The 24,170-nt window shown below is 72.3% G+C and carries 20 protein-coding genes; 15 read left to right on the top strand and 5 right to left on the bottom strand.

What is annotated here, in order from left to right; genetic code table 11:
• Window positions 1–98: 98 nt before the first annotated feature.
• The 5 genes from E6R62_RS11895 to mutM all read left to right on the top strand — a co-directional run bounded on the left by E6R62_RS11895 (window position 99) and on the right by mutM (window position 4,070).
• Entirely contained in the window at window positions 99–1,169 is a 1,071-nt protein-coding gene (locus tag E6R62_RS11895) for an ATP synthase F0 subunit B (protein WP_136213332.1), read from the top strand.
• A gap of 145 nt (window positions 1,170–1,314) precedes the next feature.
• Complete coding sequence (locus E6R62_RS11900; protein ID WP_136213333.1) at window positions 1,315–1,965, top strand: DUF177 domain-containing protein; 651 nt, start codon at window positions 1,315–1,317, stop codon at window positions 1,963–1,965.
• Window positions 1,966–1,967: 2 nt separating this feature from the next.
• Complete coding sequence (gene rpmF, locus E6R62_RS11905) at window positions 1,968–2,141, top strand: 50S ribosomal protein L32 (protein WP_003965982.1); 174 nt, start codon at window positions 1,968–1,970, stop codon at window positions 2,139–2,141.
• Between the two features lie 19 nt (window positions 2,142–2,160).
• Complete coding sequence (gene rnc / locus E6R62_RS11910; protein ID WP_240801621.1) at window positions 2,161–3,018, top strand: ribonuclease III; 858 nt, start codon at window positions 2,161–2,163, stop codon at window positions 3,016–3,018.
• Between the two features lie 182 nt (window positions 3,019–3,200).
• Window positions 3,201–4,070, top strand: coding sequence for a bifunctional DNA-formamidopyrimidine glycosylase/DNA-(apurinic or apyrimidinic site) lyase (gene mutM / locus E6R62_RS11915; protein WP_136213505.1), 870 nt, complete (start codon window positions 3,201–3,203; stop codon window positions 4,068–4,070).
• Here the strand turns inward: mutM and E6R62_RS11920 are convergent.
• The gene (locus E6R62_RS11920; RefSeq protein ID WP_136213334.1) at window positions 4,043–4,447 is read right to left on the bottom strand and encodes a helix-turn-helix domain-containing protein; all 405 of its coding nucleotides are present in this window, start codon (window positions 4,445–4,447) and stop codon (window positions 4,043–4,045) included. The two genes, mutM and E6R62_RS11920, sit on opposite strands and share 28 nt — an antisense overlap.
• Before the next feature lie 122 nt (window positions 4,448–4,569).
• On the opposite strand from E6R62_RS11920, the gene E6R62_RS11925 reads away from it, so the two are divergent.
• Window positions 4,570–5,172: a flavodoxin family protein gene (locus E6R62_RS11925; RefSeq protein ID WP_136213335.1), complete on the top strand. Its 603-nt coding sequence runs from the start codon at window positions 4,570–4,572 to the stop codon at window positions 5,170–5,172.
• Window positions 5,173–5,305: 133 nt separating this feature from the next.
• Here E6R62_RS11925 and E6R62_RS11930 read toward each other — a convergent pair whose 3' ends face one another.
• The gene (locus E6R62_RS11930; protein WP_136213336.1) at window positions 5,306–6,166 is read right to left on the bottom strand and encodes a CAP domain-containing protein; all 861 of its coding nucleotides are present in this window, start codon (window positions 6,164–6,166) and stop codon (window positions 5,306–5,308) included.
• 129 nt (window positions 6,167–6,295) lie between these two features.
• On the opposite strand from E6R62_RS11930, the gene E6R62_RS11935 reads away from it, so the two are divergent.
• The 4 genes from E6R62_RS11935 (at window position 6,296) to E6R62_RS11950 (ending at window position 12,915) form a co-directional block, all read left to right on the top strand.
• Entirely contained in the window at window positions 6,296–6,577 is a 282-nt protein-coding gene (locus E6R62_RS11935; protein ID WP_136213337.1) for an acylphosphatase, read from the top strand.
• 348 nt (window positions 6,578–6,925) lie between these two features.
• Window positions 6,926–7,135 (top strand): hypothetical protein, encoded by a 210-nt coding sequence (locus E6R62_RS11940; protein WP_136213338.1) that lies wholly within the window; start codon window positions 6,926–6,928, stop codon window positions 7,133–7,135.
• A gap of 288 nt (window positions 7,136–7,423) precedes the next feature.
• Entirely contained in the window at window positions 7,424–11,272 is a 3,849-nt protein-coding gene (locus E6R62_RS11945; protein WP_136213339.1) for an AAA family ATPase, read from the top strand.
• Window positions 11,273–11,481: 209 nt separating this feature from the next.
• Window positions 11,482–12,915: a sugar porter family MFS transporter gene (locus tag E6R62_RS11950; RefSeq protein ID WP_136213340.1), complete on the top strand. Its 1,434-nt coding sequence runs from the start codon at window positions 11,482–11,484 to the stop codon at window positions 12,913–12,915.
• 48 nt (window positions 12,916–12,963) lie between these two features.
• On the opposite strand, the gene E6R62_RS11955 is transcribed toward E6R62_RS11950, so the two are convergent.
• Window positions 12,964–13,950, bottom strand: a complete 987-nt coding sequence (locus tag E6R62_RS11955) for an LLM class flavin-dependent oxidoreductase (RefSeq protein WP_136213341.1) — start codon at window positions 13,948–13,950, stop codon at window positions 12,964–12,966.
• Window positions 13,951–14,011: 61 nt separating this feature from the next.
• The gene (locus E6R62_RS11960) at window positions 14,012–15,475 is read right to left on the bottom strand and encodes a cytosine permease (protein ID WP_136213342.1); all 1,464 of its coding nucleotides are present in this window, start codon (window positions 15,473–15,475) and stop codon (window positions 14,012–14,014) included.
• 136 nt (window positions 15,476–15,611) lie between these two features.
• Here E6R62_RS11960 and ftsY point away from each other — a divergent pair, with 136 nt between their 5' ends.
• Window positions 15,612–16,835, top strand: coding sequence for a signal recognition particle-docking protein FtsY (gene ftsY, locus E6R62_RS11965; protein ID WP_136213343.1), 1,224 nt, complete (start codon window positions 15,612–15,614; stop codon window positions 16,833–16,835).
• Window positions 16,836–16,943: 108 nt separating this feature from the next.
• Here ftsY and E6R62_RS11970 read toward each other — a convergent pair whose 3' ends face one another.
• Window positions 16,944–17,612: a bifunctional DNA primase/polymerase gene (locus E6R62_RS11970; RefSeq protein ID WP_136213344.1), complete on the bottom strand. Its 669-nt coding sequence runs from the start codon at window positions 17,610–17,612 to the stop codon at window positions 16,944–16,946.
• Between the two features lie 493 nt (window positions 17,613–18,105).
• On the opposite strand from E6R62_RS11970, the gene E6R62_RS11975 reads away from it, so the two are divergent.
• From E6R62_RS11975 to E6R62_RS11990, 4 genes are all read left to right on the top strand, one after another.
• A complete protein-coding gene (locus E6R62_RS11975; protein WP_136213506.1) occupies window positions 18,106–19,542 on the top strand; it encodes a hypothetical protein in 1,437 nt (478 codons plus the stop codon).
• 398 nt (window positions 19,543–19,940) lie between these two features.
• Window positions 19,941–21,287, top strand: coding sequence for an ammonium transporter (locus tag E6R62_RS11980; RefSeq protein WP_136213345.1), 1,347 nt, complete (start codon window positions 19,941–19,943; stop codon window positions 21,285–21,287).
• Window positions 21,284–21,622: a P-II family nitrogen regulator gene (locus E6R62_RS11985; RefSeq protein ID WP_136213346.1), complete on the top strand. Its 339-nt coding sequence runs from the start codon at window positions 21,284–21,286 to the stop codon at window positions 21,620–21,622. The genes E6R62_RS11980 and E6R62_RS11985 overlap by 4 nt, the downstream gene beginning before the upstream one ends.
• A 17-nt stretch (window positions 21,623–21,639) precedes the next feature.
• Entirely contained in the window at window positions 21,640–24,075 is a 2,436-nt protein-coding gene (locus tag E6R62_RS11990; protein ID WP_136213347.1) for a [protein-PII] uridylyltransferase, read from the top strand.
• Window positions 24,076–24,170 lie beyond the last annotated feature (95 nt).

The raw sequence follows: 24,170 nt of genomic DNA on the forward strand, positions 1-24,170 counted from the left end.
CTCCCTTCCCCCGGCCGGCCCCGCGCGTCCGCCCTGCGGCCTTACAGTCGTCCCGTCCGACTCGGGAACCGCCCGAGGCCGAGAGAGTGCGAGCCCCCATGGACGTGCAGAAGAAGCTCGACGAGATCGTCGCGGCCGTCAGCGGCGCCCGGTCCATGCCCATGTCGGCCTCCTGCGTGATCAACCGCGCGGAGCTGCTTTCCGGGCTGGAAGAGGTCCGCAAGGCGCTGCCCGGCTCGCTCGCGCAGGCACAGGAGCTCATCGGCGGCCGGGACCAGATGGTCGAGGAGGCCCGCCGGGAGGCGGACCGCATCATCGAGTCCGCGCACGCCCAGCGCGGTTCGCTGATCTCCGACACCGAGATCGTGCGGCGCGCGCAGGCCGAGGCCGACCGCATCCTGGAGGACGCCCGCCGGGAGGCCGAGGGGGTCCGGGCCGAGGCGGACGACTATGTCGACAGCAAGCTCGCCAACTTCGAGGTGGTGCTCAGCAAGACGATCGGCTCCGTGGACCGGGGCCGCGAGAAGCTGCTGGGGCGGGGCCCGGGGTTGGACGAGCACGGGTACCCCGAGACGGACGCCCCCGAGCGCAGCGACGACCCGCGCACGCAGCGCGAGCAGGCGGACGCCTACGTGGACACCAAGCTGGCGACCTTCGAAGCGGTGCTCTCCAAGACCCTTGAGGCCGTCGGCCGGGGCCGCCAGAAGCTGCTGGGCCGGGTGCCGACGGACGACCTCGGCGCGCACATGGCCGCCCAGGACGCGGCGGGCCCGGCGCAGTCCCGTTCCGCGAGCGACGCCGAGTTCCTGGCCGGCCTCGCCGAACCCGCGCCCGCCGTCGCCCCCGTCCCCGCCCAGAGCCGGCAGGAGCCGGCCTACGACGCGTACGCCTACGGGCAGCCGCAGCAGCCGCAGCAAGAGCCGCAGCACGACCCGTACGCCGGCTACCAGGACCCCTATGGGTACCAGCAGCAGGTCGGGCAGCCGGACCCGTACGGCATGCCCTACCAGCAGCAGCCGGACCCCTACGCGGCGTACCAGCAACCCCAGGCCCCCAGGCAGCCCGCGCTCGACGAGACCAGCTTCTTCGACACGAGCATGATCAACCTGGACCAGCTGCGTCTGGGGGTACCTCCCGTGCAGGGCTACGGGGGAGAAGAGGGGCGCTAGGTCGGATTGGGCTCTTGGCGCGGTGCCGGGTATCCTGACTGTTCGGTCGCGCGTATGCACCGCGATCCATGCTGCCCTTGAGCGGCTCAGCCTTTTGAGCGCAGCGAGTTCGATCTTCAGCGATCTGTGAAAGCGGGAACCGGCCCTGAGCACGCACCTCGACCACCGCAACCCCCTCGTGTTCGACACGCACGAGCTGGGTCGGCGTCCCGGTGCCATGCAGCGGCTGTCCCGTGAGGTCGCGGCGCCGGCGGACCTCGGTCTCGCCGACGTCATCGGAGTGCCGGAAGGCGCCCCGCTGAAGCTCAACCTCCGTATGGAGTCGGTCATGGAAGGGGTGCTTGTCACAGGCACCGCTCGTGGCCGGGCCGTGGGGGAGTGCGTAAGGTGTCTGGAGTCCGTCGAGCGCGAGCTCAAGGCGGACTTCCAGGAGATGTTCTCGTACCCTGACGCCGACGACCGGAGCCGCTCCAAGGCGGAGCCGGCCGACGACGCCGAGGACGACGAGGACACGCTCCACCTTGAGGACGGCTTGTTCGACCTCGAACCCGTGCTGCGTGACGTGGTGGTGCTCGCACTGCCGCTGCAGCCGGTGTGCCGGGAGGACTGTCTCGGACTGTGCCCCGAATGTGGGCTCAATCTGAACGAGGACCCGGACCACCACCATGACGCCGTCGACATCCGTTGGGCGGCTCTGCAGGAACTCGTCGTGACCGATCAGGACGACGAGAAGGACAACATGAGCGGCACTGCGTCTGACGGAGTTCAGAGCGCCGCCGAGAAGCAGGAGAAGTAGCCGTGGCTGTTCCGAAGCGGAAGATGTCGCGCAGCAACACGCGCCACCGCCGGTCGCAGTGGAAGGCTGCGGTCCCCACCCTGGTTTCGTGCGAGCGTTGCCAGGAGCCGAAGCTCCAGCACATTGCGTGCCCGAGCTGCGGCACCTACAACAAGCGCCAGGTCCTCGAGGTCTGAGCGGCTGGTGAGAGGCGCAATGTCTGAGCTGTCCAACGCTGAGAAGCAGGCAGACAGTAACAACGCGGCCTCGTCCCACGTGCTTCTGGAAGGGCGGCTCGGGTACCAACTCGAGTCCGCCCTTCTGGTGCGTGCGCTGACCCACCGCTCGTACGCGTACGAGAACGGCGGTCTGCCCACCAACGAACGCCTGGAGTTCCTCGGGGACTCCGTGCTGGGCCTGGTGGTTACGGACACGCTGTACACGACCCACCCAGACCTGCCGGAAGGCCAACTGGCCAAACTGCGGGCCGCGGTGGTCAACTCGCGCGCACTGGCGGAGGTCGGGCGCGGCCTCGACCTCGGCTCCTTCATCCGGCTCGGCCGGGGCGAAGAGGGCACGGGTGGCCGGGACAAGGCCTCCATCCTCGCCGACACCCTCGAAGCGGTGATCGGCGCGGTCTACCTCGACAAGGGTCTCGACGCGGCCTCCGAGCTGGTGCACCGGCTCTTCGACCCGCTCATCGAGAAGTCCTCCAACCTCGGGGCCGGCCTGGACTGGAAGACCAGTCTCCAGGAGCTCACGGCGGCCGAAGGCCTCGGCGTACCGGAATACCTGGTCACCGAGACCGGACCGGACCACGAGAAGACCTTCACAGCTGCCGCTCGCGTCGGTGGTGTCTCGTACGGCACCGGCACCGGCCGCAGCAAGAAGGAAGCGGAACAGCAGGCGGCGGAGTCCGCGTGGCGCGGGATCCGTGCCGCGGCGGACGAGCGGATCGCGGCGGCCGCCGCGGCCGCCGCCGCTCCGGCGGAGGTCCCGGCTTCGGCCGAGTCCGACGTCGCGGCCGTGGACGGCGGGGCGCCGACGCCCGCCGGTCCGACGCCGAGCGCCTGACGCTTCCTTCGGGAACAGCACCGCCCGTCCCTGCTCGGCAGGGGCGGGCGGTGCTGTTCGCGGGGTCCGGGGGTCCGGGGGCCGGGGACGATCCGGAGGCGAGGACCTGGCGGAGGGGCCTGTGGGCGCAGGCCGGTACGCTCAGGGTGAGCGCCGCAGAACCGTACCCGTCGGAGGAACCCGTGCCCGAGCTGCCCGAAGTCGAAGTGGTGCGGCGGGGCTTGGAACGCTGGGTGGCCGGGCGCACCGTCGGCGCCGTGGAGGTGCTGCATCCACGAGCCGTGCGCAGGCACACCGGCGGCGGGGCCGATTTCGTCGCGCGACTGACCGGCCAGACCTTCGGGGTGCCGATGCGGCGGGGCAAGTACCTGTGGCTGCCGCTGGAGGGTCGGGACCTCTCGGTGCTGGGCCACCTCGGGATGAGCGGGCAACTGCTGGTGCAGCCGAACGCCGCGCCCGACGAGAAGCACCTGCGGATCCGGGTGCGCTTCACGGACGACGCCGGGACCGAGTTGCGCTTCGTCGACCAGCGCACCTTCGGCGGGCTCTCGCTGCACGAGACCGTCCCCGGGAGCCCCGAGGGGCTGCCCGACGTCATCGCGCACATCGCGCGCGATCCGCTGGACCCCCTGTTCGACGAGCCCTCCTACCATCTGGCCCTGCGCGCCAAGCGGACCACCCTCAAGCGGGCGCTGCTGGACCAGTCGCTGATCAGCGGTGTCGGCAACATCTACGCGGACGAGGCGCTGTGGCGCGCGAGGCTGCACTACGAGCGCCCGACCGCCACGCTCACGCGCCCCCGGAGCGCGGAACTCCTCACCCATGTCCGGGACGTCATGAACGCGGCTCTCGCCGTCGGCGGGACCAGCTTCGACAGCCTCTACGTCAACGTGAACGGGGAGTCGGGCTACTTCGACCGGTCGCTCGACGCCTACGGGCGCGAGGACGAGCCGTGCCGGCGCTGCGGCACGCCGATGCGGCGCCGGCCGTGGATGAACCGGTCGAGTTACTTCTGCCCGCGCTGTCAGAGGCCGCCGCGACTGCCGTCGTAGGACTGCCGGGACGACAGGACCTGGGGCATGCTGCCCTCCAGGAAGTGGATCAGGGAGAGCAGTCGGTCGGCGACCTCGCGGCCGAGGGGCGTCAGCTCGTAGTCCACGCGGGGCGGGTTCGTCGGCTGGGCGTCACGCGTGACGATGCCGTCCCGCTCCAGCGCGTGCAAGGTCTGCGAGAGCATCTTCTCGCTCACGCCGTCGACCCGGCGGCGCAGCTCGTTGAAGCGGCACGGGCCCTCGCGCAGGGCGCCGACGGTGAGGCTGCCCCAGCGGCCGGTGACGTGCTCCAGGGTCTCCCGCGACGGGCACGCGCGCGCGAACACGTCGAACGGCAGGTCCGTGTACGTCGTATCGGGGCTGACGGGTTTCTGCATGCCTCCAGCCTACTCCTCCACAGCGCTAACCGGTTGCTTGCGCTTTCCAAAAGGTAGTGCTTCTCTTGTGTCGTCGTCGCGGTGAGCGGCGAACGGCACGAGCATTCCCGAGGAGTACCGCCATGTCCGCCTTTGTCCACGCCCCCGTCGTCTCCATCGCCTACCACTCCGGCTACGGGCACACCGCGGTCCTCGCCGAGGCCGTCCGGGCGGGCGCCGCCGAGGCCGGGGCCACGGTCCAGCTGATCAAGGTCGACGAGATCGACGAGACGCAGTGGGAGCTCCTCGACGCCTCGGACGCGATCGTCTTCGGTTCGCCGACCTACATGGGCACCGCCTCGGGCGCCTTCCACGCCTTCGCCGAGGCGACCTCGAAGCGCTGGTTCGGGGACGTCTGGCAGGACAAGGTGGCGGCCGGCTTCACGAACTCCGGCTCGAAGAGCGGGGACAAGTCCGCCACGCTGGGCTACTTCCAGACGCTTGCCGCCCAGCACGCCATGAGCTGGGTCAACCTCGGTCTCAAGCCGGGCTGGAACAGCAGCACCGCCTCCGAGTACGACCTCAACCGCCTGGGGTTCTTCTCCGGTGCGGCCGCCCAGACGCACACCGATCAGGGTGTGGAGGGCGTCCACAAGGCCGACATAGCCACCGCCGAGCACCTCGGTCGCCGCGTCGCGGAGCACACCCGCGTCATCCTGGCCGGCCGCGCCGCCCTGGCCGCCTGACCGGCTTGGCCCGGCGGCCGGCGCCCCGCGCCGGTGGCGGCGGGGCGGCGTCGGAAGAGAGGTCCGGGTCGCGGACGCGGCCCTGGCCGCGAGGCGGGCCCCGAGCGGGATAGGGGAGCCCGGGTGCCCAGGGTCAGAAGCCGAAGTCCTGGGTCCACCACGGGCCGCCGGCGCCGAAGTAGGCGCCGACGCCCAGGGTGCGGAACTCGCAGTTGAGGATGTTCGCCTTGTGGCCCGGGCTGTCCATCCAGGCCTTCATCACCGAAGTCGCGTCGCCCTGACCCCGGGCTATGTTCTCGCCGCCGAGGCCGGAGATGCCCGCGGCCTGGGCACGGTCCCACGGGGTGCGGCCGTCGGGGTCGGTGTGGTCGAAGAAGCCCCGGACCGCCATGTCCTTGCTGAACGCCGCCGCCAGCGAGGCGAGCGGAGGGTTGGCGCGGACCGGGCCGCACCCCGCCTGGGCGCGCTCCTGGTTCACCAGGGTGAGGACGGCCGCCTCCTCGGAGGAGCCGCCCGTCGCCGGGGCGGCGGGGACGGGGGCCGCGGGCTTGGGGGCGGGCTTGGGGGCCGCCGGCTTCGGGGGCTTGGGGGCGGTGGTGGTCTTCACCGGCTCCGGGGCCTTCTTCGACGCGGTGGGGGTGGGTGTCGGCGACGGGGAGGCGGAGGGCGAGGCGGAGGGAGAAGGCGAGGCGGAGGCGGTCGGGGAGGCGCTGCTCGCCTCGTAGGACGGAACGGCCCGGCCCGGGAGGCCGGTGAGGCCGCCCGGCTGCTGGGTGTAGCCGCCGGCGTCCGGGGTGGGCGAGGCCTTGGCCTCGGTCGCGGAGTCGGAGTCCGTGCCGACGTAGGGGAAGGAGTGGCCGACCGGCACCAGGCCGGTGGTGACGGCCGCCGTGCCGAGGGCCACGGCCACGGAGACGCCCAGCAGACCGTTGCGCACGACGGTGCGGCGCTTGCCGCCGCCGGGCGGTGTGGCGTGGAGTCGATGGCGTCCCATCCGGCTGGCCTTCCTCACAAGATCATCCCTAACTCACCCAAATGGGTGAGTTCATTGGTGCGCGACTGTACGCCATGGGCCCTGGGGGGTGATGTGACTGGAAAGTGATCGTCCGGCTAGCGTGCACGCATGAGTGAAGACGTCCGGCTGACCGCATGGGTGCGCGGCCGTGTACAGGGAGTGGGCTTCCGCTGGTTCACCAGGGCCAATGCGCTGGAGATCGGAGGCCTGGTCGGCTTCGCGCTGAACCTGGACGACGGCCGAGTGCAGGTCGTGGCCGAGGGTCAACGTGAGAATTGCCACCGGCTGCTGGACTGGCTGCGCTCGGGCGACACGCCCGGGCGGGTCGACGGAGTGACAGAGATCTGGGGCACACCGCGCGGTGGCTACGACGGGTTCGCGATCCGGTGACGTATCGGCCGATCATGGGCTGATCCGATCCGCGGCCGGCCCGCACCCGCTCGGAGCTGCGGATTCCTCGCGGCGGCATTGCCGCGCGAGGCGGAACGTGAAAGGCTCGTAGGAGAGGTTGATCTCCGCCTCCGCCGCGGGGGCCGGGTCGGTCGCCGATACAGGGCGTGATCGTGTTGACCGTCAAACTTTTTGGTGAGACGCTGGAAGCCCCGCGCACCTGAGCTGTTTGGCAGCGCTGACAGTAGTAAGCGCAGTGACTGACAGTCGCCGCCGGACCGCCGCGGGTGCGATTCCCATACGACCCACACCGCTTCGGTCGGTCACTCATGTGGAGGACCATCCATCATGGCAAAGGCGCTTCTCGGTTACGTCGGCGGTTCTGACCCGCGACTCCTCGCCGAGATGCGACGGCTTCAGCAGCGCGTCCAGGACCTCGAGTCCGAGCTCGGACGAATCCAGTCCGAGAACGACGCACTGAATGCGGCCGCCGCTCAGCACGGAGACACGTTGCTGGACACCCTCGACGTATCTCAGGCGGAGCCCGCGCTCACCTGATCCGCGCTCTCGCGTCGACGCTAGACTCCAGCAAGCACGATCTGCAAGGGACGCTTCGGCGTCCCTTCTTTCTTTCCCGCGCCGCCTTCCCGCGGTCGCCGCTTTCCCGCGGTCCGCTTCCGTGCCCCTCCCCGTGCCGCCTCGCGTCCCCGCCCCGGTGCGGACGCGTCGTGGTCGCGGACGGGCCGCATGGGGGCATTGGGCCAGGTGGGGGCTGTTTTCTTCAATGTCTGATCTGCCCCCGGCCTTCGAGGGCGAAACCGGGGGCGAAAGGTAGAGTCCGGCGGCGTGCACCTCAAGTCCCTGACCCTGCGTGGCTTCAAGTCCTTCGCCTCCGCCACCACCCTGCGCTTCGAACCCGGGATCACCTGTGTCGTGGGCCCGAACGGGTCGGGGAAGTCCAACGTGGTGGACGCGCTGTCCTGGGTCATGGGGGAGCAGGGGGCCAAGACCCTGCGTGGCGGCAAGATGGAGGACGTCATCTTCGCCGGCACGACGGGACGCCCGCCGCTCGGCCGCGCCGAGGTGTCCCTGACGATCGACAACTCCGACGGCGCCTTGCCCATCGAGTACGCCGAGGTCACCCTCACCCGGATCATGTTCCGCGGCGGCAGCAGCGAGTACCAGATCAACGGGGACACCTGCCGGCTGCTCGACATCCAGGAGCTGCTCTCCGACTCCGGCATCGGCCGCGAGATGCACGTGATCGTCGGACAGGGTCAGCTGGACTCCGTCCTGCACGCCGACCCGATGGGCCGCCGCGCCTTCATCGAGGAGGCGGCCGGAGTGCTCAAGCACCGCAAGCGCAAGGAGAAGGCGCTGCGGAAGCTGGACGCGATGCAGGCCAACCTCGCGCGCGTGCAGGACCTCGGCGACGAGCTGCGGCGCCAGTTGAAGCCGCTCGGCCGGCAGGCGGCGGTGGCGCGTAGGGCGGCGGTGATCCAGGCGGACCTGAGGGACGCGCGGCTGCGCCTGCTCGCCGACGATCTGGTCACGCTGCGGGGCGCGCTGGAGGCGGAGATCGCCGACGAGGCGGCGCTGAAGGAGCGCAAGGAGTCGGCGGAGCGCGAACTCGCGGGGGCGCTGCGGCGCGAGGGCGAGCTGGAGAGGGCCGTACGGGACCTCGCGCCGCGCCTGCACCGGGCCCAGCAGACCTGGTACGAGCTGTCCCAGCTCGCCGAGCGGGTACGCGGGACGGCGTCACTGGCCGAGGCGCGGGTCAAGTCGGCCTCGGCGCCGGCGGAGGAGGAGCGGCGCGGCCGCGACCCCGAGGAGCTGGAACGGGAGGCCGGCCGAATCCGCGAGCAGGAGGCGGAGCTGACGGCCGCGCTGGAGGCGGCCTCGCGGGCGCTGGAGGACACCGTCGAGCACCGGGCGGAGCTGGAGCGCGCGCTGGCCGAGGAGGAACGGCGGCTGCGGGACGCGGCGCGGGCCATCGCCGACCGTCGCGAGGGGCTGGCCCGGTTGACGGGGCGGCTCGGCGCCGCGCGCTCCAGGGCGGGCGCGGCGCAGGCGGAGATCGACCGGCTGATCGCGGCGCGGGACGAGGCGGCGGCCCGCGCGGAGGCCGCGCAGGCGGAGTACGAGGCTTTGGCGCGGGAGGTGGGAGGCCTCGACGAACCGTCGGCGGAGGTGGAGTACGAGGCGGCGCGGGCCCGGCTGGAACAGGCGGAGGCGGCGCTGGCCGGTGCGCGCGAGGAACTGACGGTGGCGGAGCGGTCGCGGGCGGCGGTTTCCGCGCGCCGGGACGCGCTGGCGTTGGGTTTGCGCCGCAAGGACGGCACCGGCGCGCTGCTGGGGCAGGAGGCGCGGGACCGCCTCGCCGGGCTGCTGGGGCCGGCGGCCGAGCGGGTCCGGGTGGCGGCTGGATACGAGGTCGCGGTGGCGGCGGCGCTGGGCGCGGCGGCCGACGCGGTGGCGGTCGCGTCCCCGGGGGAGGCGGCGGAGGCGATCCGGCACCTGCGCGAGGCGGACGCCGGCCGCGCGACGCTGCTGATCACCCCTCCGGGCGGAGGTCCCGCGTTGGCCCTCCCGGGCCAGGCCGGCGCCCCCGACCCGGCTCCCGACGCGGCCTCCGTACCGCCCGCCGGGGGGCGTGGCCCCGCCGCTTCGGGCGCGACCGCGTACCTTCCCGCGCCGCAGGCCGCCGCCGGCGCCGACCCGAACGCCGGGGTCCCCGCGCAGCCCGTACCGCCTGCCGGAACAGGTTCCGAGGACGCCACCGCCACGGCGCCGCCCGCACCGGCGCGGTCCCGTTCGACCGGCCCGGAGCCCGCCACCGCCACGGCCGGGCCGGGCCGCTCGGCGGCCGCGCGGGGTGGCGTGGGCGTGGAGTGCGCGGTTGCGGCCGCGCGCATGGTGGAAGGGGACCCGGCGGTCGTGCGGGCCCTGGGGTGGGTGCTGCGGGACTACGTCGTCGTGTCGAACCTGGCGCAGGCCGAGGACGTCGTCGCGGAGCACCCCGACCTCGTCGCGGTGACCGCCGACGGGGACGTGCTCGGCACCCACATCGCCCACGGCGGCTCCGCCGGCGCCCCCAGCCTCCTCGAAGTGCGTGCCGCGGTGGACGAGGCCGACGAGGAACTCACTCGTCTGGAGGCCCGGTGCGCGGAACTCGGCGCCGCCCAGACCGCCGCCCAGGAGGAGCGCCGGGCGGCGGCTGCCCTCGTGGAGGAGCTGGGCGAGCGGCGCCGGGCCGGGGAACAGGCCCGCGCCCGGGTCGCCCAGCAGCTCGGCCGGCTCGCCGGACAGGCCAAGGGGGCCGCCGGAGAGGCCGAGCGGAGCGCCGCGGCCGCGGCCCGGGCCCAGGACGCGCTGGACCTGGCCCGCCTGGAGGTCGAGGAGTGCGCCGAGCGGCTCGCCGCGGCGGAGGAGTTGCCCGTGGAGGACGAGCCCGACACCTCCGCCCGGGACCGACTCGCCGCCGACGGCGCCAACGCCCGGCAGACGGAGATGGAGGCCCGGCTCCAACTGCGGACCCACGAGGAACGGGTCAAGGGCCTGGCCGGTCGCGCGGACTCGCTCGACCGCGCCGCCCGCGCGGAGCGCGAGGCCCGCGCCAGGGCCGAGCGCCGCCGGGAGCGGCTGCGCCACGAGGCCGGGGTCGGCCGGGCGGTCGCCGAGGGGGCGCGGCAACTGCTCGCGCACCTGGAGGTGTCGATCGGCCGCGCCGAACGGGAGCGGTCCCTCGCCGAGCAGGCCAAGGGCCTGCGGGAACGGGAGCTGGCCGATGCCCGCGCCCGCGGGCGTGACCTCAAGGGGGAGCTGGACAAGCTCACCGACTCCGTGCACCGGGGCGAGGTGCTCGGCGCCGAGAAACGGATGCGGATCGAGCAGGTCGAGAGCCGGGCCCTGGAGGAGTTCGGGGTGGAGGCGGCGGGTCTCGTCGCCGAGTACGGCCCCGATCAGCCGGTGCCCCCGTCACCGCCGGCGGAGGGGGAGGAGCTCCCCGAGGACCCGGAGCACCCGCGCAACCGCCCCGGTCCCTTCGACCGGATGAGGCAGGAGAAGCGCCTGAAGGCCGCGGAGCGCGCCTACCAGCAGCTCGGCAAGGTCAATCCGCTGGCGCTGGAGGAATTCGCGGCCTTGGAGGAGCGCCACAAGTTTCTCAGCGAGCAGCTTGAGGATCTGCGTAAGACGCGGGCCGATCTCCTTCAAGTCGTGAAGGAGGTTGATCGGCGGGTGGAGCAGGTCTTCACCGAGGCGTACCGGGACACGGCCCGGGAGTTCGAGGGCGTGTTCGCGCGTTTGTTCCCGGGCGGCGAGGGCAGGCTCGTCCTCACCGATCCGGACGACATGCTGTCCACCGGGGTGGATGTGGAGGCCCGGCCGCCGGGCAAGAAGGTCAAGCGGCTCTCCCTCCTGTCCGGTGGGGAGCGGTCGCTGACCGCCGTGGCCCTGCTGGTCTCCATCTTCAAGGCCCGGCCCAGCCCGTTCTACGTGATGGACGAAGTGGAGGCAGCCCTTGACGACACCAATTTGCAACGGCTCATCCGGATCATGGCGGAGCTCCAGGAGAGCTCGCAGCTGATCGTCATCACCCACCAGAAGCGGACGATGGAGATCGCGGACGCCCTCTACGGGGTCTCGATGCAGGGCGACGGCGTGTCGAAGGTCATCAGTCAGCGACTGCGCTGACGGGATCGTCGCAGCCGACCGCTGTTCATTCAAGAAGTGAAGCTCAACTCATCTCTACGCGCTTGTGCCGAGGTGTTGACTTCATGAACTGAACACATAAGCTCTGCTCCGCTGCCTTTTCCCTTCGGGTGGTGCCGGTTCCCCACCTGTGCGCCACTGGAAGGAACCACCCCCACCCGCCACCGCAGCCGGGCACGCAGGAGCAGACCTTGACCAGCAGCACAGAGCAGGCGTCGGCCTCGGGCGGCGGACGCGCGCCCCACCCCGACCACCTCGGGCACGTCATCTTCATCACCGCGGCCGCGGCCATGGGCGGTTTCCTCTTCGGATACGACAGCTCGGTGATCAACGGCGCCGTCGTCGCGATCCGCGACCGCTTCGACGTGGGTTCCGGAACCCTCGCGCAGGTGATCGCGGCGGCCCTGATCGGCTGCGCGATCGGCGCGGCCACCGCCGGCCGCATCGCCGACCGGATCGGCCGGATCCGCTGCATGCAGATCGCCGCCACCCTCTTCACCGTCAGCGCCGTCGGCTCCGCCCTGCCGTTCGCCCTGTGGGACCTCGCCATGTGGCGCGTCATCGGCGGCTTCGGCATCGGTATGGCCTCGGTCATCGGCCCCGCCTACATCGCCGAGGTCTCCCCGGCCGCCTATCGCGGCCGGCTGGCCTCCTTCCAGCAGGCGGCCATCGTCATCGGCATCGCCGTCTCGCAGCTCGTCAACTGGGGCATCCTGAACCTGGCCGGCGGCGACCAGCGCGGCGAGATCGCCGGCCTGGAGGCCTGGCAGTGGATGCTCGGCGTGATGGTCGTCCCCGCCGTGCTCTACGGGCTGATGTCCTTCGTCATCCCGGAGTCCCCGCGCTTCCTGATCTCGGTCGGCCGTACCGCCGAGGCCAAGAAGGTGTTGGGCGAGGTCGAGGGTTCGGGTGTCGATCTCGACGCCCGGGCCGCCGAGATCGAGCACGCGATGCGCTCCGAGCACAAGTCCACCTTCCGGGACCTGCTCGGCGGCCGCTTCGGCTTCCTGCCCATCGTCTGGATCGGCATCGGCCTCTCCGTCTTCCAGCAGCTCGTCGGCATCAACGTGATCTTCTACTACAGCTCCGCGCTGTGGCAGTCCGTCGGTATCGACCCCAGCAGCTCGTTCCTCTACTCCTTCACCACCTCGATGATCAACATCATCGGCACGGTGATCGCGATGATCTTCGTGGACCGGCTCGGCCGCAAGCCGCTCGCCCTGATCGGCTCCGTGGGCATGGCGATCTCCCTCGGTACCGCCGCGTGGGCGTTCTCCTTCAAGGAGGGCACCGGGGACAACATCACCCTGCCCGACACCCAGGGCACGGTGGCGCTGGTCGCCGCGCACTCGTTCGTCCTCTTCTTCGCCCTGTCCTGGGGCGTGGTGGTCTGGGTGCTGCTCGGCGAGATGTTCCCCAACCGCATCCGCGCCGCCGCGCTCGGTGTCGCCGCCTCCGCCCAGTGGATCGCCAACTGGCTCATCACCGTCACGTTCCCCTCGCTGGCCGACTGGAGCCTGTCCGGGGCGTACGTCATCTACGCGGTCTTCGCCGCGCTCTCGATCCCCTTCATCCTCAAGTGGGTGCCGGAGACCAAGGGCAAGGCGTTGGAGGAGATGGGGTAACCATCCCCGCCACCACCCCCTCTCCTCTCACACAGGTACTGCCCCGGCTCAGCCCTTGAGCCGGGGCAGTACCTGTTCGCACAGCAGTTGCAAGCTGCGCCGGCCCTCGTCGACGGGCATCCCGCCGCACAGCGGGTGCAGCACCAGGTTCCCCGCCTCGCCCGCGTCACGGGCGTACGCCACCGCCTGCTCCGGGGTCAGGACCCGGTACACGCCCTCCGCGCGCAGCTCCGCCACCGACCGCGCCGCCGAGCGCACGGCGCTGCGGATGTCCCGGGACTGCCAGGACGCGTACGTCGCCGCCTCGTGCAGGAAGCACGCGCCGTGCTCCGCCCAGACCCGGTCCGGGTCCTCCGCGACGTGCAACAGCGGGGTCTCGGCGGCGGGCATCATGCAGAAGCCCTCCGTGCCGTACTCCGCCAGCTTCCCCCGGTAGTAGGCCTCCAACTCCGGGAGGTGGGCGCTCGGGAAGAACGGAAGCCCCAGCCGGGCCGCGCGCCGGGCCGCCGCCTCGGAGCTGCCGCCGACCAGCAGCAGCGGGTGCGGTCGGGTGAACGGCCTCGGGGTCACCCGTACCGTGCGCCCGCGGAAGACGAAGGGCTCGCCGGTCCACGCCCGCAGCAGCGTCTCCAGCAACTCGTCCTGGAGCCTGCCGCGCCGACTCCACTCCACCCCGTGCCGCTCGTACTCCTGCGGCCGGTATCCGATGCCCGCCACGGTGACCAGCCGGCCGCCGCTCAGCAGGTCGAGGACGGCGATGTCCTCCGCCACCTTCAACGGGTCGTAGAGCGGTCCGATGATCGCCGAGACGGTGACGGCGATCCGGCGCGTGGCCCCGAACAATGCTCCGGCGAAGGCGAAGGGCGAGGGCAACCAGTTGTTGTCGGTGCCGTGGTGCTCCTCCGTCTGGATGGTGTCCACCCCGCGGTCGTCCGCGTACCGGGCCATCTCCAGAGCGGTCCGGTAGCGGGCGCGCAGGCTCTCGGGGGTGCCGTTCGGGTCGACCAGATTGAACCGGACCACGGTGATGGGCATGGAGAAGTCCCCCTTCGCCTGATGGGGTGGGCGGCGAAGGGGGACGTTAGCTGACGCAGTGTCAGTTGGACAGGGGTCCGGCGAGCACCGGTTCCCCGACTCCGGCGGCGCCGGCCTGCTCGGGCGCCTCGCCGAGCGGCGCCGTACGCGGCAGTACGGCGTACAGCGCGCCGGAGGTGAGGACGCCGACCGCCCAGCCCAGCCCGTTCTGCCCGATCCAGCTCCCGGACAGCGGCCCGGCGAACCAGTCCACCTTCGTGAACAGCAGGCCCACGACCAGCGCCGCGCCCCAGGCCGTCATGGCCTGCCAGGCGAAGCCGGCCCGGTACCAATAGGCGCTGCTCCGCGTCGTGTCCAGCAGGGCGGCGCCGTCGTAGGTCTTGCGTCGCAGCATGTCCACGCCGAAGACCCCGATCCACGCGGAGAAGGCGACGGCCAGCAGCGTCAGGAAGGAGATGAACGAGCCGAAGAAGCTCTTCGCGACCACCATCAGCAGGAAGCCGAACACCAGGCTGATGACGGCGTTGACGCTGACGGCCCAGGCGCGCGGCACCTTGATGCCCAGCGTCTGCGCGGTGAAGCCGGCCGAGTACATGGACATCGAGTTGATCAGCAGCATCCCGACGAGGGCGATCAACAGGTACGGGACCGCCAGCCAGACCGGCAGCAGCTCCCCGATGAAGGAGACCGGGTCCGCGGCGGTGGCGAGGTCCGGGGTGCCGACGGCCATCACCGCGCCCATCAGGACCATGGGCAGGACGACGATCCCCGCGCCGCCGATCGTCGCGCCGACCATGCCCTTGGCGGACGCGGTGCGCGGCAGGTAGCGGGTGAAGTCCGGGCCGGAGGGGACCCAGCTGATGCCGCCGGCGGCGATCGTGCCGATGCCCGCGATCATCATCGCGGTGGAGCCGGCCGGCTTGTCGAAGACGGCGGCCCAGTCGGTGGTGAGCACCAGATACCCGAGCACCAGCACGCTGAAGGCGCCGAAGAGGTACGTAGACCACTTCGAGCAGACCCGCAGCGCGTTGATGCCGAGCCCGGACACCACGAACGTGCAGCTGACGAAGAACAGCAGCGTGACGACGATGAGGGGGGTGCCCGCCCGCACGCCGAAGAGGAGGTCGAGGACGGTCAGGACCGCGTACGCGCCGCTCACCGCGTTGATGGTCTCCCAGCCCCAGCGGGCCACCCAGATCAGCGCGCCGGGGAAGAGGTTGCCGCGCTGGCCGAAGACGGCCCGGGAGAGCGCCATGCCGGGGGAACCGCCGCGCTTGCCCGCGATCGAGATCAGGCCGACCATCCCGTACGAGACGACGGGCGCGGCGAGTGCCACGACGAGCACCTGCCAGATGTTCAGTTTGTTGAAGATCACCAGCCCGGCGCCCATGGTCAGCAGCAGCACGCTGATGTTCGCGGCGACCCAGGTGGGGACGAGCTCGCGGACACGGCCGCCGCGCTCGTTGTCGGGGACGGGCTCCAGGCCGCGGGTCTCCACCGCGGACTCTGCGGGCTCGGCAGGCATGTACGACTCCGGGGGGTGTGGGAGGAGTCGTACATCATCGTATTTTCATGCGGAAAAGCACAAATTGAGGATTCCCGCCCCGGGCGCAGCTCCGGCTCACGGGACTCGGGAGGGCTCACGCCATACTGGGTGGGTTATGGAAATCCTCATTCTCGCTGTAGTCATCGCCCTGGTCGCGGTCGGCGCGATCAGCGGGCTCGTGGTCAGCAGCCGCAAGAAGAAGCAGCTGCCTCCCACGGCGCCGCCGAGCACGCCGACCATCACTGCCCCGCCCGCCGAACCGCAGGTGGGGGAGGACGCCGCAACGACGGCGGAAGAGCCGCGCCGCACGATCGAGGAGGTCGACCTCCCGGACGCGCAGGCCGCCGTCGACTCGCCGGTCGCCGTCGAGGACCCCGTGGTCGGGCTCGCGCCCGCCCCCGAGATCGAGGTGCCCGAGCCCACCGCCGGCCGTCTGGTCCGGCTGCGCGCGCGGCTCGCCCGTTCGCAGAACTCGCTCGGCAAGGGGCTGCTCACGCTGCTCTCCCGCGAGCACCTCGACGAGGACACCTGGGAGGAGATCGAGGAGACCCTCCTCATCGCCGACGTCGGTGTCGTGCCGACGCAGGAGCTGGTGGACCGGCTCCGCGAGCGGGTCCGGGTGCTCGGCACCCGCACCCCCGCCGAACTGCGCACCCTGCTGAAGGAAGAGCTGCTGACCCTGGTCGGCACGGACTTCGACCGCGCGGTGAAGACCGAGAGCGGCGTCGACACCCCGGGTGTCGTCATGGTCGTCGGCGTCAACGGCACCGGCAAGACCACGACCACCGGCAAGCTTGCCCGGGTGCTGGTCGCCGACGGCCGCAGCGTCGTGCTCGGCGCGGCGGACACCTTCCGCGCCGCCGCCGCCGACCAGCTGCAGACCTGGGGGGACCGGGTCGGCGCGCGCACCGTCCGCGGTCCCGAGGGCGGCGACCCCGCGTCGATCGCCTACGACGCGGTCAAGGAGGGCATCGCCGAGGGGGCGGACGTCGTGCTCATCGACACCGCCGGCCGGCTGCACACCAAGACCGGCCTCATGGACGAGCTCGGCAAGGTCAAGCGCGTCGTGGAGAAGCACGGCCCGCTGGACGAGGTCCTGCTGGTCCTGGACGCCACCACCGGACAGAACGGCCTGACCCAGGCGCGCGTCTTCGCCGAGGTCGTGGACATCACCGGCATCGTGCTGACCAAGCTCGACGGCACCGCGAAGGGCGGCATCGTCGTCGCCGTCCAGCGCGAGCTGGGTGTCCCCGTCAAGCTCATCGGTCTCGGCGAGGGCCCCGACGACCTGGCCCCCTTCGAGCCGGAGGCGTTCGTCGACGCCCTGATCGGCGACTGAGCACCGCGGGCGCCGCGCCCGCGCCGCCTGCGCACGCGCCAGTGCCCCCGCATCCGGACCGGACGCGGGGGCACTGCCGTGTGTATTGGCCGTCCGGCGGCAGGCGCCTCAGCGGCGGAACCGGTGACAGATGTAGGCGAGCGTCCCCAGCAGCAGCCGGGCCTGTGGCGGCCCGCCCACGCAGTCGAGCGCGGGCGCGCGCAGCCAGGCCGCCGGGCCGAGGCCCGCGCGGTCGGAGGGCGGGGCCGTCAGGTAGGCACCGCCGCCCAGGGCGCGCAGGTCCAGATCGGCGTCGTCCCAGCCCATCCGGTACAGCAGCTGCGGCAGGCCGGCCGCCGCGCCCGGAGCCACGAAGAACTGCGCGCGGCCGTCCGGTGTCACGGTGACCGGCCCGAGCGGCAGGCCCATGCGCTCCAGCCGCACCAGCGCGCGCCGGCCGGCCTCCTCGGACACCTCGATGACGTCGAAGACGCGGCCGACGGGCAGCATGATCGCGGCGCCGGGGTACCCGTCCCAGATCTCGGCGACCTCGTCCAGGGTCGCCCCCGCGGGTACGGTGGGCGCGAAGTCCAGCGGGTGCGCCCCCGGCGCACCGCAATTCGTATGACCGCAGGAGCAGTCGCGGCCGGGCGCCGCGGCGCGGGCCCCGGGGACGGCGTCCCAACCCCACAGTCCCGTGTACTCGGCCACCGCCGTGCACTCCGAGGACCGTCCGCGTCGCCGCGAGCCGGAACGGAACTCCTTGGTGCCGCGGCTGCCGCCGATCGTGAAGCCCATGCCCATGCCCCCTCCAACGGGTCGGACGCGCCGGTGGTTACGACGCCGGCGAGACCTGGTGTCCGGCAGGGCGGGGTGCGGCCTCCTCCGGGGCTGCCCGGCGCACTCCTCGCCACGCGCGCCCCGGCCGCACTCCCGTCCAACCATTCCGTTTCGCCTTCCTGTCAAGTGAATCGCGCCTGGCCGGTGGCGAGTTCATTCGAAGGGGTGGCGAATGGTGGCGTTTCCACGGTCGGCCTCGCCGCGGGGGTGATCGTAGGATTACTTTCGGTGCACGAACCCCGGAGGCGCGCCCATCCGTGGGTATGCCGGAGGCAATACGTGAAGGACTTGTGAAGTTCGTGGCGGTAGCCGTCATTCCGGTCAGGGTTTGCAGGGAAGAGGCGCGACGGATGGGGGCGTTCCAGTGAGCGGCAACGGCGCAAGCGGAACGAACGGGCGGTCGTCCGCGCCCGCGGAGGCGCCGTCGGACACCGACGTCCGCAACGAGCAGCTGAGCTCCTGGTTCGTGCGCAGCGGCTGGTCCAAGGGCGAACTCGCCCGCCAGGTCAACCGCCGGGCCCGCCAGATGGGCGCCCACCACATCAGCACCGACACCTCGCGCGTACGCCGCTGGCTCGACGGGGAACAGCCCCGCGAACCCGTCCCCCGCATCCTGTCCGAGCTGTTCTCCGAACGCTTCGGCTCCGTCGTCGCCATCGAACAGCTCGGTCTGCGCACCGCGCACCAGACGCCGTCGGTGTCCGGTGTCGACCTGCCCTGGGCCGGACCGCAGACGGTCGAGCTGCTCAGCGAGTTCTCCCGCAGCGACCTGATGCTGGCCCGCCGCGGCTTCCTCGGGACCTCGCTCGCCCTCTCCGCCGGCCCGGCCCTCATCGAGCCGATGCAGCGCTGGCTCGTCCCGTCCCCGGCCGCCGACCCCGGATCGCGCGCCGAGGGCGGCCCGGCCGGACTCACCGGGGGCTACCGGCCGTCCGGCCTCTCCGATCCGGAACTCGACCTGCTCGAAGCCACCACCGTGATGTTCCGCCAGTGGGACGCCCAGTGCGGCGGCGGGCTGCGCCGCAAGGCGGTCGTCGGGCAGCTCCACGAGGTCACCGACCTGCTCCAGGAGAGCCACCCGGCCCCCGTGATGAAACGCCTCTTCAAAGTCGCCGCCGAACTCGCCGAACTGGCCGGTTGGATGAGCTACGACATCGGGCTGCACCCCACGGCGCAGAAGTACTTCGTCCTCGCCCTGCACGCCGCCAAGGAGGGCGGCGACAAGCCGCTCGGCTCCTACATCCTCTCCAACATGGGCCGCCAGATGATCCACCTCGGGCGCCCCGAGGACGCCCTGGAACTCATCCACCTCGCCCAGTACGGAAGCCGCGACTGCGCCGGCCCCCGCACCCAGGCCATGCTGTATGCGATGGAGGCCCGCGCCTACGCCAACATGGGCCAGCCCAGCCGCTGCAAGCGCGCCGTCCGGATGGCCGAGGACACCTTCGGCGACGTCGGCTTCGACGGTGAGCCCGAGCCCGACTGGATCCGCTTCTTCTCCGAGGCCGAGCTCAACGGCGAGAACTCCCACTCCTACCGCGACCTGGCCTACGTCGCCGGGCGCAGCCCCACCTACGCCTCCCTCGCCGAGCCCGTCATGGAACGGGCCGTCGAGCTGTTCGCCAAGGACCCGGAGCACCAGCGCTCGTACGCCCTGAACCTCATCGGCATGGCCACGGTCCACCTCCTCCAACGCGAGCCCGAGCAGGCGACCGTCCTCGTCGACCAGGCCCTCGACGTGGCGCGAAAAGTACGGTCCGAACGGGTGAACACCCGTCTGCGCAAGACCGTCGACACCGCGGCCCGTGAGTACGGCGACGTGGCCGAGGTGGTCCGGCTGACCGATCACCTCGCCTCCCGGCTCCCCGAAGCGGCGGAGGCCGTCTGACGGTCCTGCCGACCGTCCCCCGAACCCCGGCCGCGGCGGCCGACCCCGTGAAGCCCGATCAGGCTCCCCCAGCCAGGCCACCCGGGTCCCCGCCGCGACCGGTCCCCCCTCGCGCCCTCACCGGCGCCGCCCTCCCGCGTGGGCTGGTCGTCGCGGCCCCCGACCGACGGGCGCGGCGTCCACTGTCCCCATCATCGCGTTCACCGTGCCGTAACAGGCGCGACCCCTTCGTCACGGCGGCGAAACATCGAGCGGTGGCTCCGGAAACCGGGCTGCGCGAATCTCAGGGTCATTAACCGGCCGGCCTCCAGGCACACACCAGCGGGCCTCATACCCCCGCGCCGCTTAGGCAGCCACGATCGCCCGCACGCGAACGTACCGACGACGAGGAGACGCCGATGGCATCAGCCATCACGACCCTCGCGGCAGACGCCCCCTCCCTCTCTGCCGCGAACACCGGGTTCATGCTCATCTGCTCCGCCCTGGTCATGCTGATGACCCCGGGACTCGCCTTCTTCTACGGGGGCATGGTCCGCGTCAAGAGCAGCCTCAACATGCTCATGATGAGCTTCATCAGCCTCGGGATCGTGACGATCCTGTGGGTCCTCTACGGCTTCAGCCTCGCCTTCGGGACCGACGCCGGCTCGCTCATCGGCTGGAACTCCGACTACGTCGGACTCAGCGGCATCGGCATCACCGAGCTCTGGGACGGCTACACCATCCCGGTCTACGTCTTCGCCGTCTTCCAGCTGATGTTCGCCGTCATCACCCCGGCCCTGATCAGCGGCGCCCTCGCCGACCGCGTCAAGTTCAGCGCGTGGGCCCTGTTCACCGCCCTGTGGGTGAGCCTCGTCTACTTCCCCGTCGCCCACTGGGTCTGGGGCACCGGCGGCTGGCTCTTCAAGCTCGGCGTCATCGACTTCGCCGGCGGCACCGCCGTCCACATCAACGCCGGCGCCGCCGCGCTCGGCGTGATCCTCGTCATCGGCAAGCGCGTCGGTTTCAAGAAGGACCTGATGCGCCCGCACAGCCTCCCGCTGGTCATGCTGGGCGCCGGCCTCCTCTGGTTCGGCTGGTTCGGCTTCAACGCCGGCTCCTGGCTCGGCAACGACGACGGCGTCGGCGCCGTCATGTTCGTCAACACCCAGGTCGCCACCGCCGCCGCCATGCTCGCGTGGCTCGGCTACGAGAAGCTGCGCCACGGCTCCTTCACCACCCTGGGCGCCGCCTCCGGCGCGGTCGCGGGCCTCGTCGCGATCACCCCCTCCGGCGGCTCGTGCTCCCCGCTCGGGGCGATCGCCATCGGCGCCATCGCCGGCGTCGTCTGCGCCATGGCGGTAGGCCTGAAGTACCGGTTCGGCTTCGACGACTCCCTCGACGTGGTCGGCGTCCACCTCGTCGGCGGGGTCATCGGCTCCCTCCTCGTCGGCCTCTTCGCCACCGGCGGGGTCCAGTCCGACGCGGCCGGCCTCTTCTACGGCGGCGGCCTGGCGCAGCTCGGCAAGCAGGCCATCGGGGTCTTCGCCGTCCTCGCCTACTCTCTCCTCGCGTCCGCGCTCCTCGCCTTCCTGCTCGACAAGACGATCGGGATGCGGGTCAGCGAGGACGACGAGGTCTCCGGCATCGACCAGGTCGAGCACGCCGAGACCGCCTACGACTTCAGCGGGGCAGGCGGCGGCGCCTCCTCCCGGAGCACCGCCGTACCCGCCCACGTTGCCGCCGCGACCAAGAAGGTTGACGCATGAAGCTGATCACCGCGATCGTCAAGCCGCACCGGCTGGACGAGATCAAGGACGCCCTCCAGCGGTTCGGTGTCCAGGGACTCACGGTCTCGGAGGCCAGCGGCTACGGCCGCCAGCGCGGCCACACCGAGGTCTACCGGGGCGCCGAGTACACCGTGGACCTCGTACCGAAGATCCGCATCGAGGTGGTCGTCGAGGACGACACGGCCGACGACGTGATGAACGTGCTGGTCACCGCCGCCCACACCGGCAAGATCGGTGACGGCAAGGTGTGGAGCGTCCCCGTGGACTCGATCATCAGGGTCCGCACCGGCGAACGCGGCGCGGACGCGCTCTAGGCGACGGGAGCCCCCGGGTGACGAGTGTGGAGAACACGACCGCCGAGCCGTCCGGTCCGGACGGCTCGGGACCCGGCGGCTACGCCGCGGCCCGGCTGCGACTCCTCCGGGAGGAGTCGCGGTCCGGGCCCTCCCGGCGTTCCGCCCTGTCGGCACTGACCGACGACTGGTTGAACGCCCTGTTCACGAGGGCCGTCCGGGAGACCGGCGTCCGGGGCGCGACCCTCGTCGCGGTCGGCGGGTACGGCCGGGCCGAACTGTCCCCCCGCAGCGACCTCGACCTGCTGCTCCTGCACGACGGCAGGGCCGCCGCCGCGGCGCTGAGTGCCCTCGCCGACCGCCTCTGGTACCCCGTGTGGGACCTGGGCCTGGCCCTGGACCACTCGGTGCGCACCCCCGCCGAGGCGCGCAAGACCGCCGCCGAGGACCTCAAGGTGCACCTCGGACTGCTCGACGCGCGGCCCGTCGCCGGCGACGCCGGACTCCTCGCCGGACTGCGGACCTCCGTCCTGGCCGACTGGCGCAACCAGGCCACCAAGCGGCTCCCGCAACTGCACGCCCTGTGCCGCGACCGGGCCGAGAAGGCGGGGGAGCTGCGCTTCCTGTTGGAGCCCGACCTCAAGGAGGCCCGCGGCGGGCTGCGCGACGCCGCCGCGCTGCGCGCCGTCGCCGCGTCGTGGCTCGCCGACGCCCCGCGCGAGGGGCTGGCCGAGGCCCGGCGGCGGCTGCTCGACGCCCGGGACGCCCTGCACCTGGTGACGGGCCGGGCCACCGAGCGGCTCTCCCTCCAGGAGCAGGACCAGGTCGCGGCACGGCTCGGGCTGCTCGACGCGGACGCCCTGCTGCGCGAGGTGTACGAGGCCGCGCGGGTCATCTCGTACGCCGGTGACGTCACCTGGCGGGAGGTCGGGCGCGTGCTGCGGTCCCGGGCGGCCCGGCCGAGGCTGCGCCGCCTGCTGCCGGGCACGCGCGAGCCCGCCGCTCAGCGGGCGCCGCTGGCCGAGGGCGTCGTGGAGTCCGACGGCGAGGCCGTCCTGGCACTCGCCGCCCGACCCGACCGGGACCCGGTGCTGGCACTGCGTTTCGGGGCGGCCGCCGCACAGGCGGGCCTGCCCGTCTCCCTGCACTCCGTACGCCGGCTCGCGGCCCAGGGCAAGGCGCTGCCCGTGCCCTGGCCCGCGGAGGCGCGGGAGCAACTGGTCACCCTGCTCGGGGCGGGCGAGCCGACCGTGGGGGTGTGGGAGGCGCTCGAAGCCGAGGGCCTGATCACCCGGCTGCTGCCCGACTGGGAGCGGGTGCGCTGCCGGCCCCAGCGCAACCCCGTGCACACCTGGACGGTGGACCGGCACCTGGTGGAGACGGCGGTCCGGGCCGCAGCCCTCACCCGCCGCGTGAGCCGCCCCGACCTGCTCCTGACGGCCGCCCTGCTCCACGACATCGGCAAGGGATGGCCCGGCGACCACTCGGTGGCGGGGGAGACAATCGCCCGCGACACGGCGGCCCGGATGGGCTTCGACGCCGAGGACGTCGCGGTGCTCGGCACCCTCGTGCGCCACCACCTGCTGCTCGTCGACACCGCCACCCGGCGCGACCTGGACGACCCGGCCACCGTGCGCTCCGTCGCGGAGGTCGTCGGCTCGGTGGGCACCCTGGAGCTCCTGCACGCGCTGACCGAGGCCGACGCGCTGGCCACCGGCCCGGCGGCCTGGAGCACCTGGCGCGGCTCGCTCGTGGCGGACCTGGTCTCCCGGGTCCGGGCGGTCCTGCGGGGCGCCGCCCCCACCCCCACCGAGCTGGGCATCCCGGTCACCGAACAGGAACGCCTCGCGGTGGAGGCGCTCTGCACCGGGGAGCCGGTCCTGGCCCTGGAGACCCGCCACGAGGACGACGGGGTCGGGGTGGACCTGGTCGTGACCGTCCCCGACCAGCCCGGGGTCCTGCCCGCCCTGGCCGGGGTGCTGGCGCTGCACCGACTGACCGTCCGCGCGGCCGACCTGCGCTCGCTGGAGCTGCCGGACCGGCTGGGCGAGGTGCTGGTGTTCCGCTGGCGGGTGGCCGCCGAGTACGGGGCCCTGCCCGAGGCCGCCCGGCTGCGCACGGACCTGGTCCGGGCGCTGGACGGCTCCCTGGACGTCCCGGCGAGGCTGGCCGACCGCGAGGCCGCGTACCGCAGGCGGCGCGGGGTGGTCCCGCCGCCGCCCCGGGTGACGGTGATGCCGGACGCCTCCTCGTCGGCCACCGTCCTGGAGGTGCGGGCCCCCGACGCCGTGGGGCTGCTCCACCGGATCGGCCGGGCCCTGGACGAGGGCGGCGTCCGGGTCCGCAGCGCGCACGTCTCCACGCTCGGCGCGAACGCGGTCGACACCCTCTACGTGGTCGACCCCGACGGCAAACCGCTGTCCCCACGAGCCGCCGCACGGCTGGCCGGGGCGGTCGAGACCGCCCTGCGCTGAGCACGCCCGAGGGTGGGCCCGGGACCGGAGACGGACCGCAGGGCCCACCATCGGGAAAGGGCCGATACCCTGGGGGGCGACCACACGCCCCCGAC

The sequence above is a fragment of the Streptomyces sp. A1136 genome, from assembly GCF_004795055.1.
Lineage (GTDB): Bacteria > Actinomycetota > Actinomycetes > Streptomycetales > Streptomycetaceae > Streptomyces.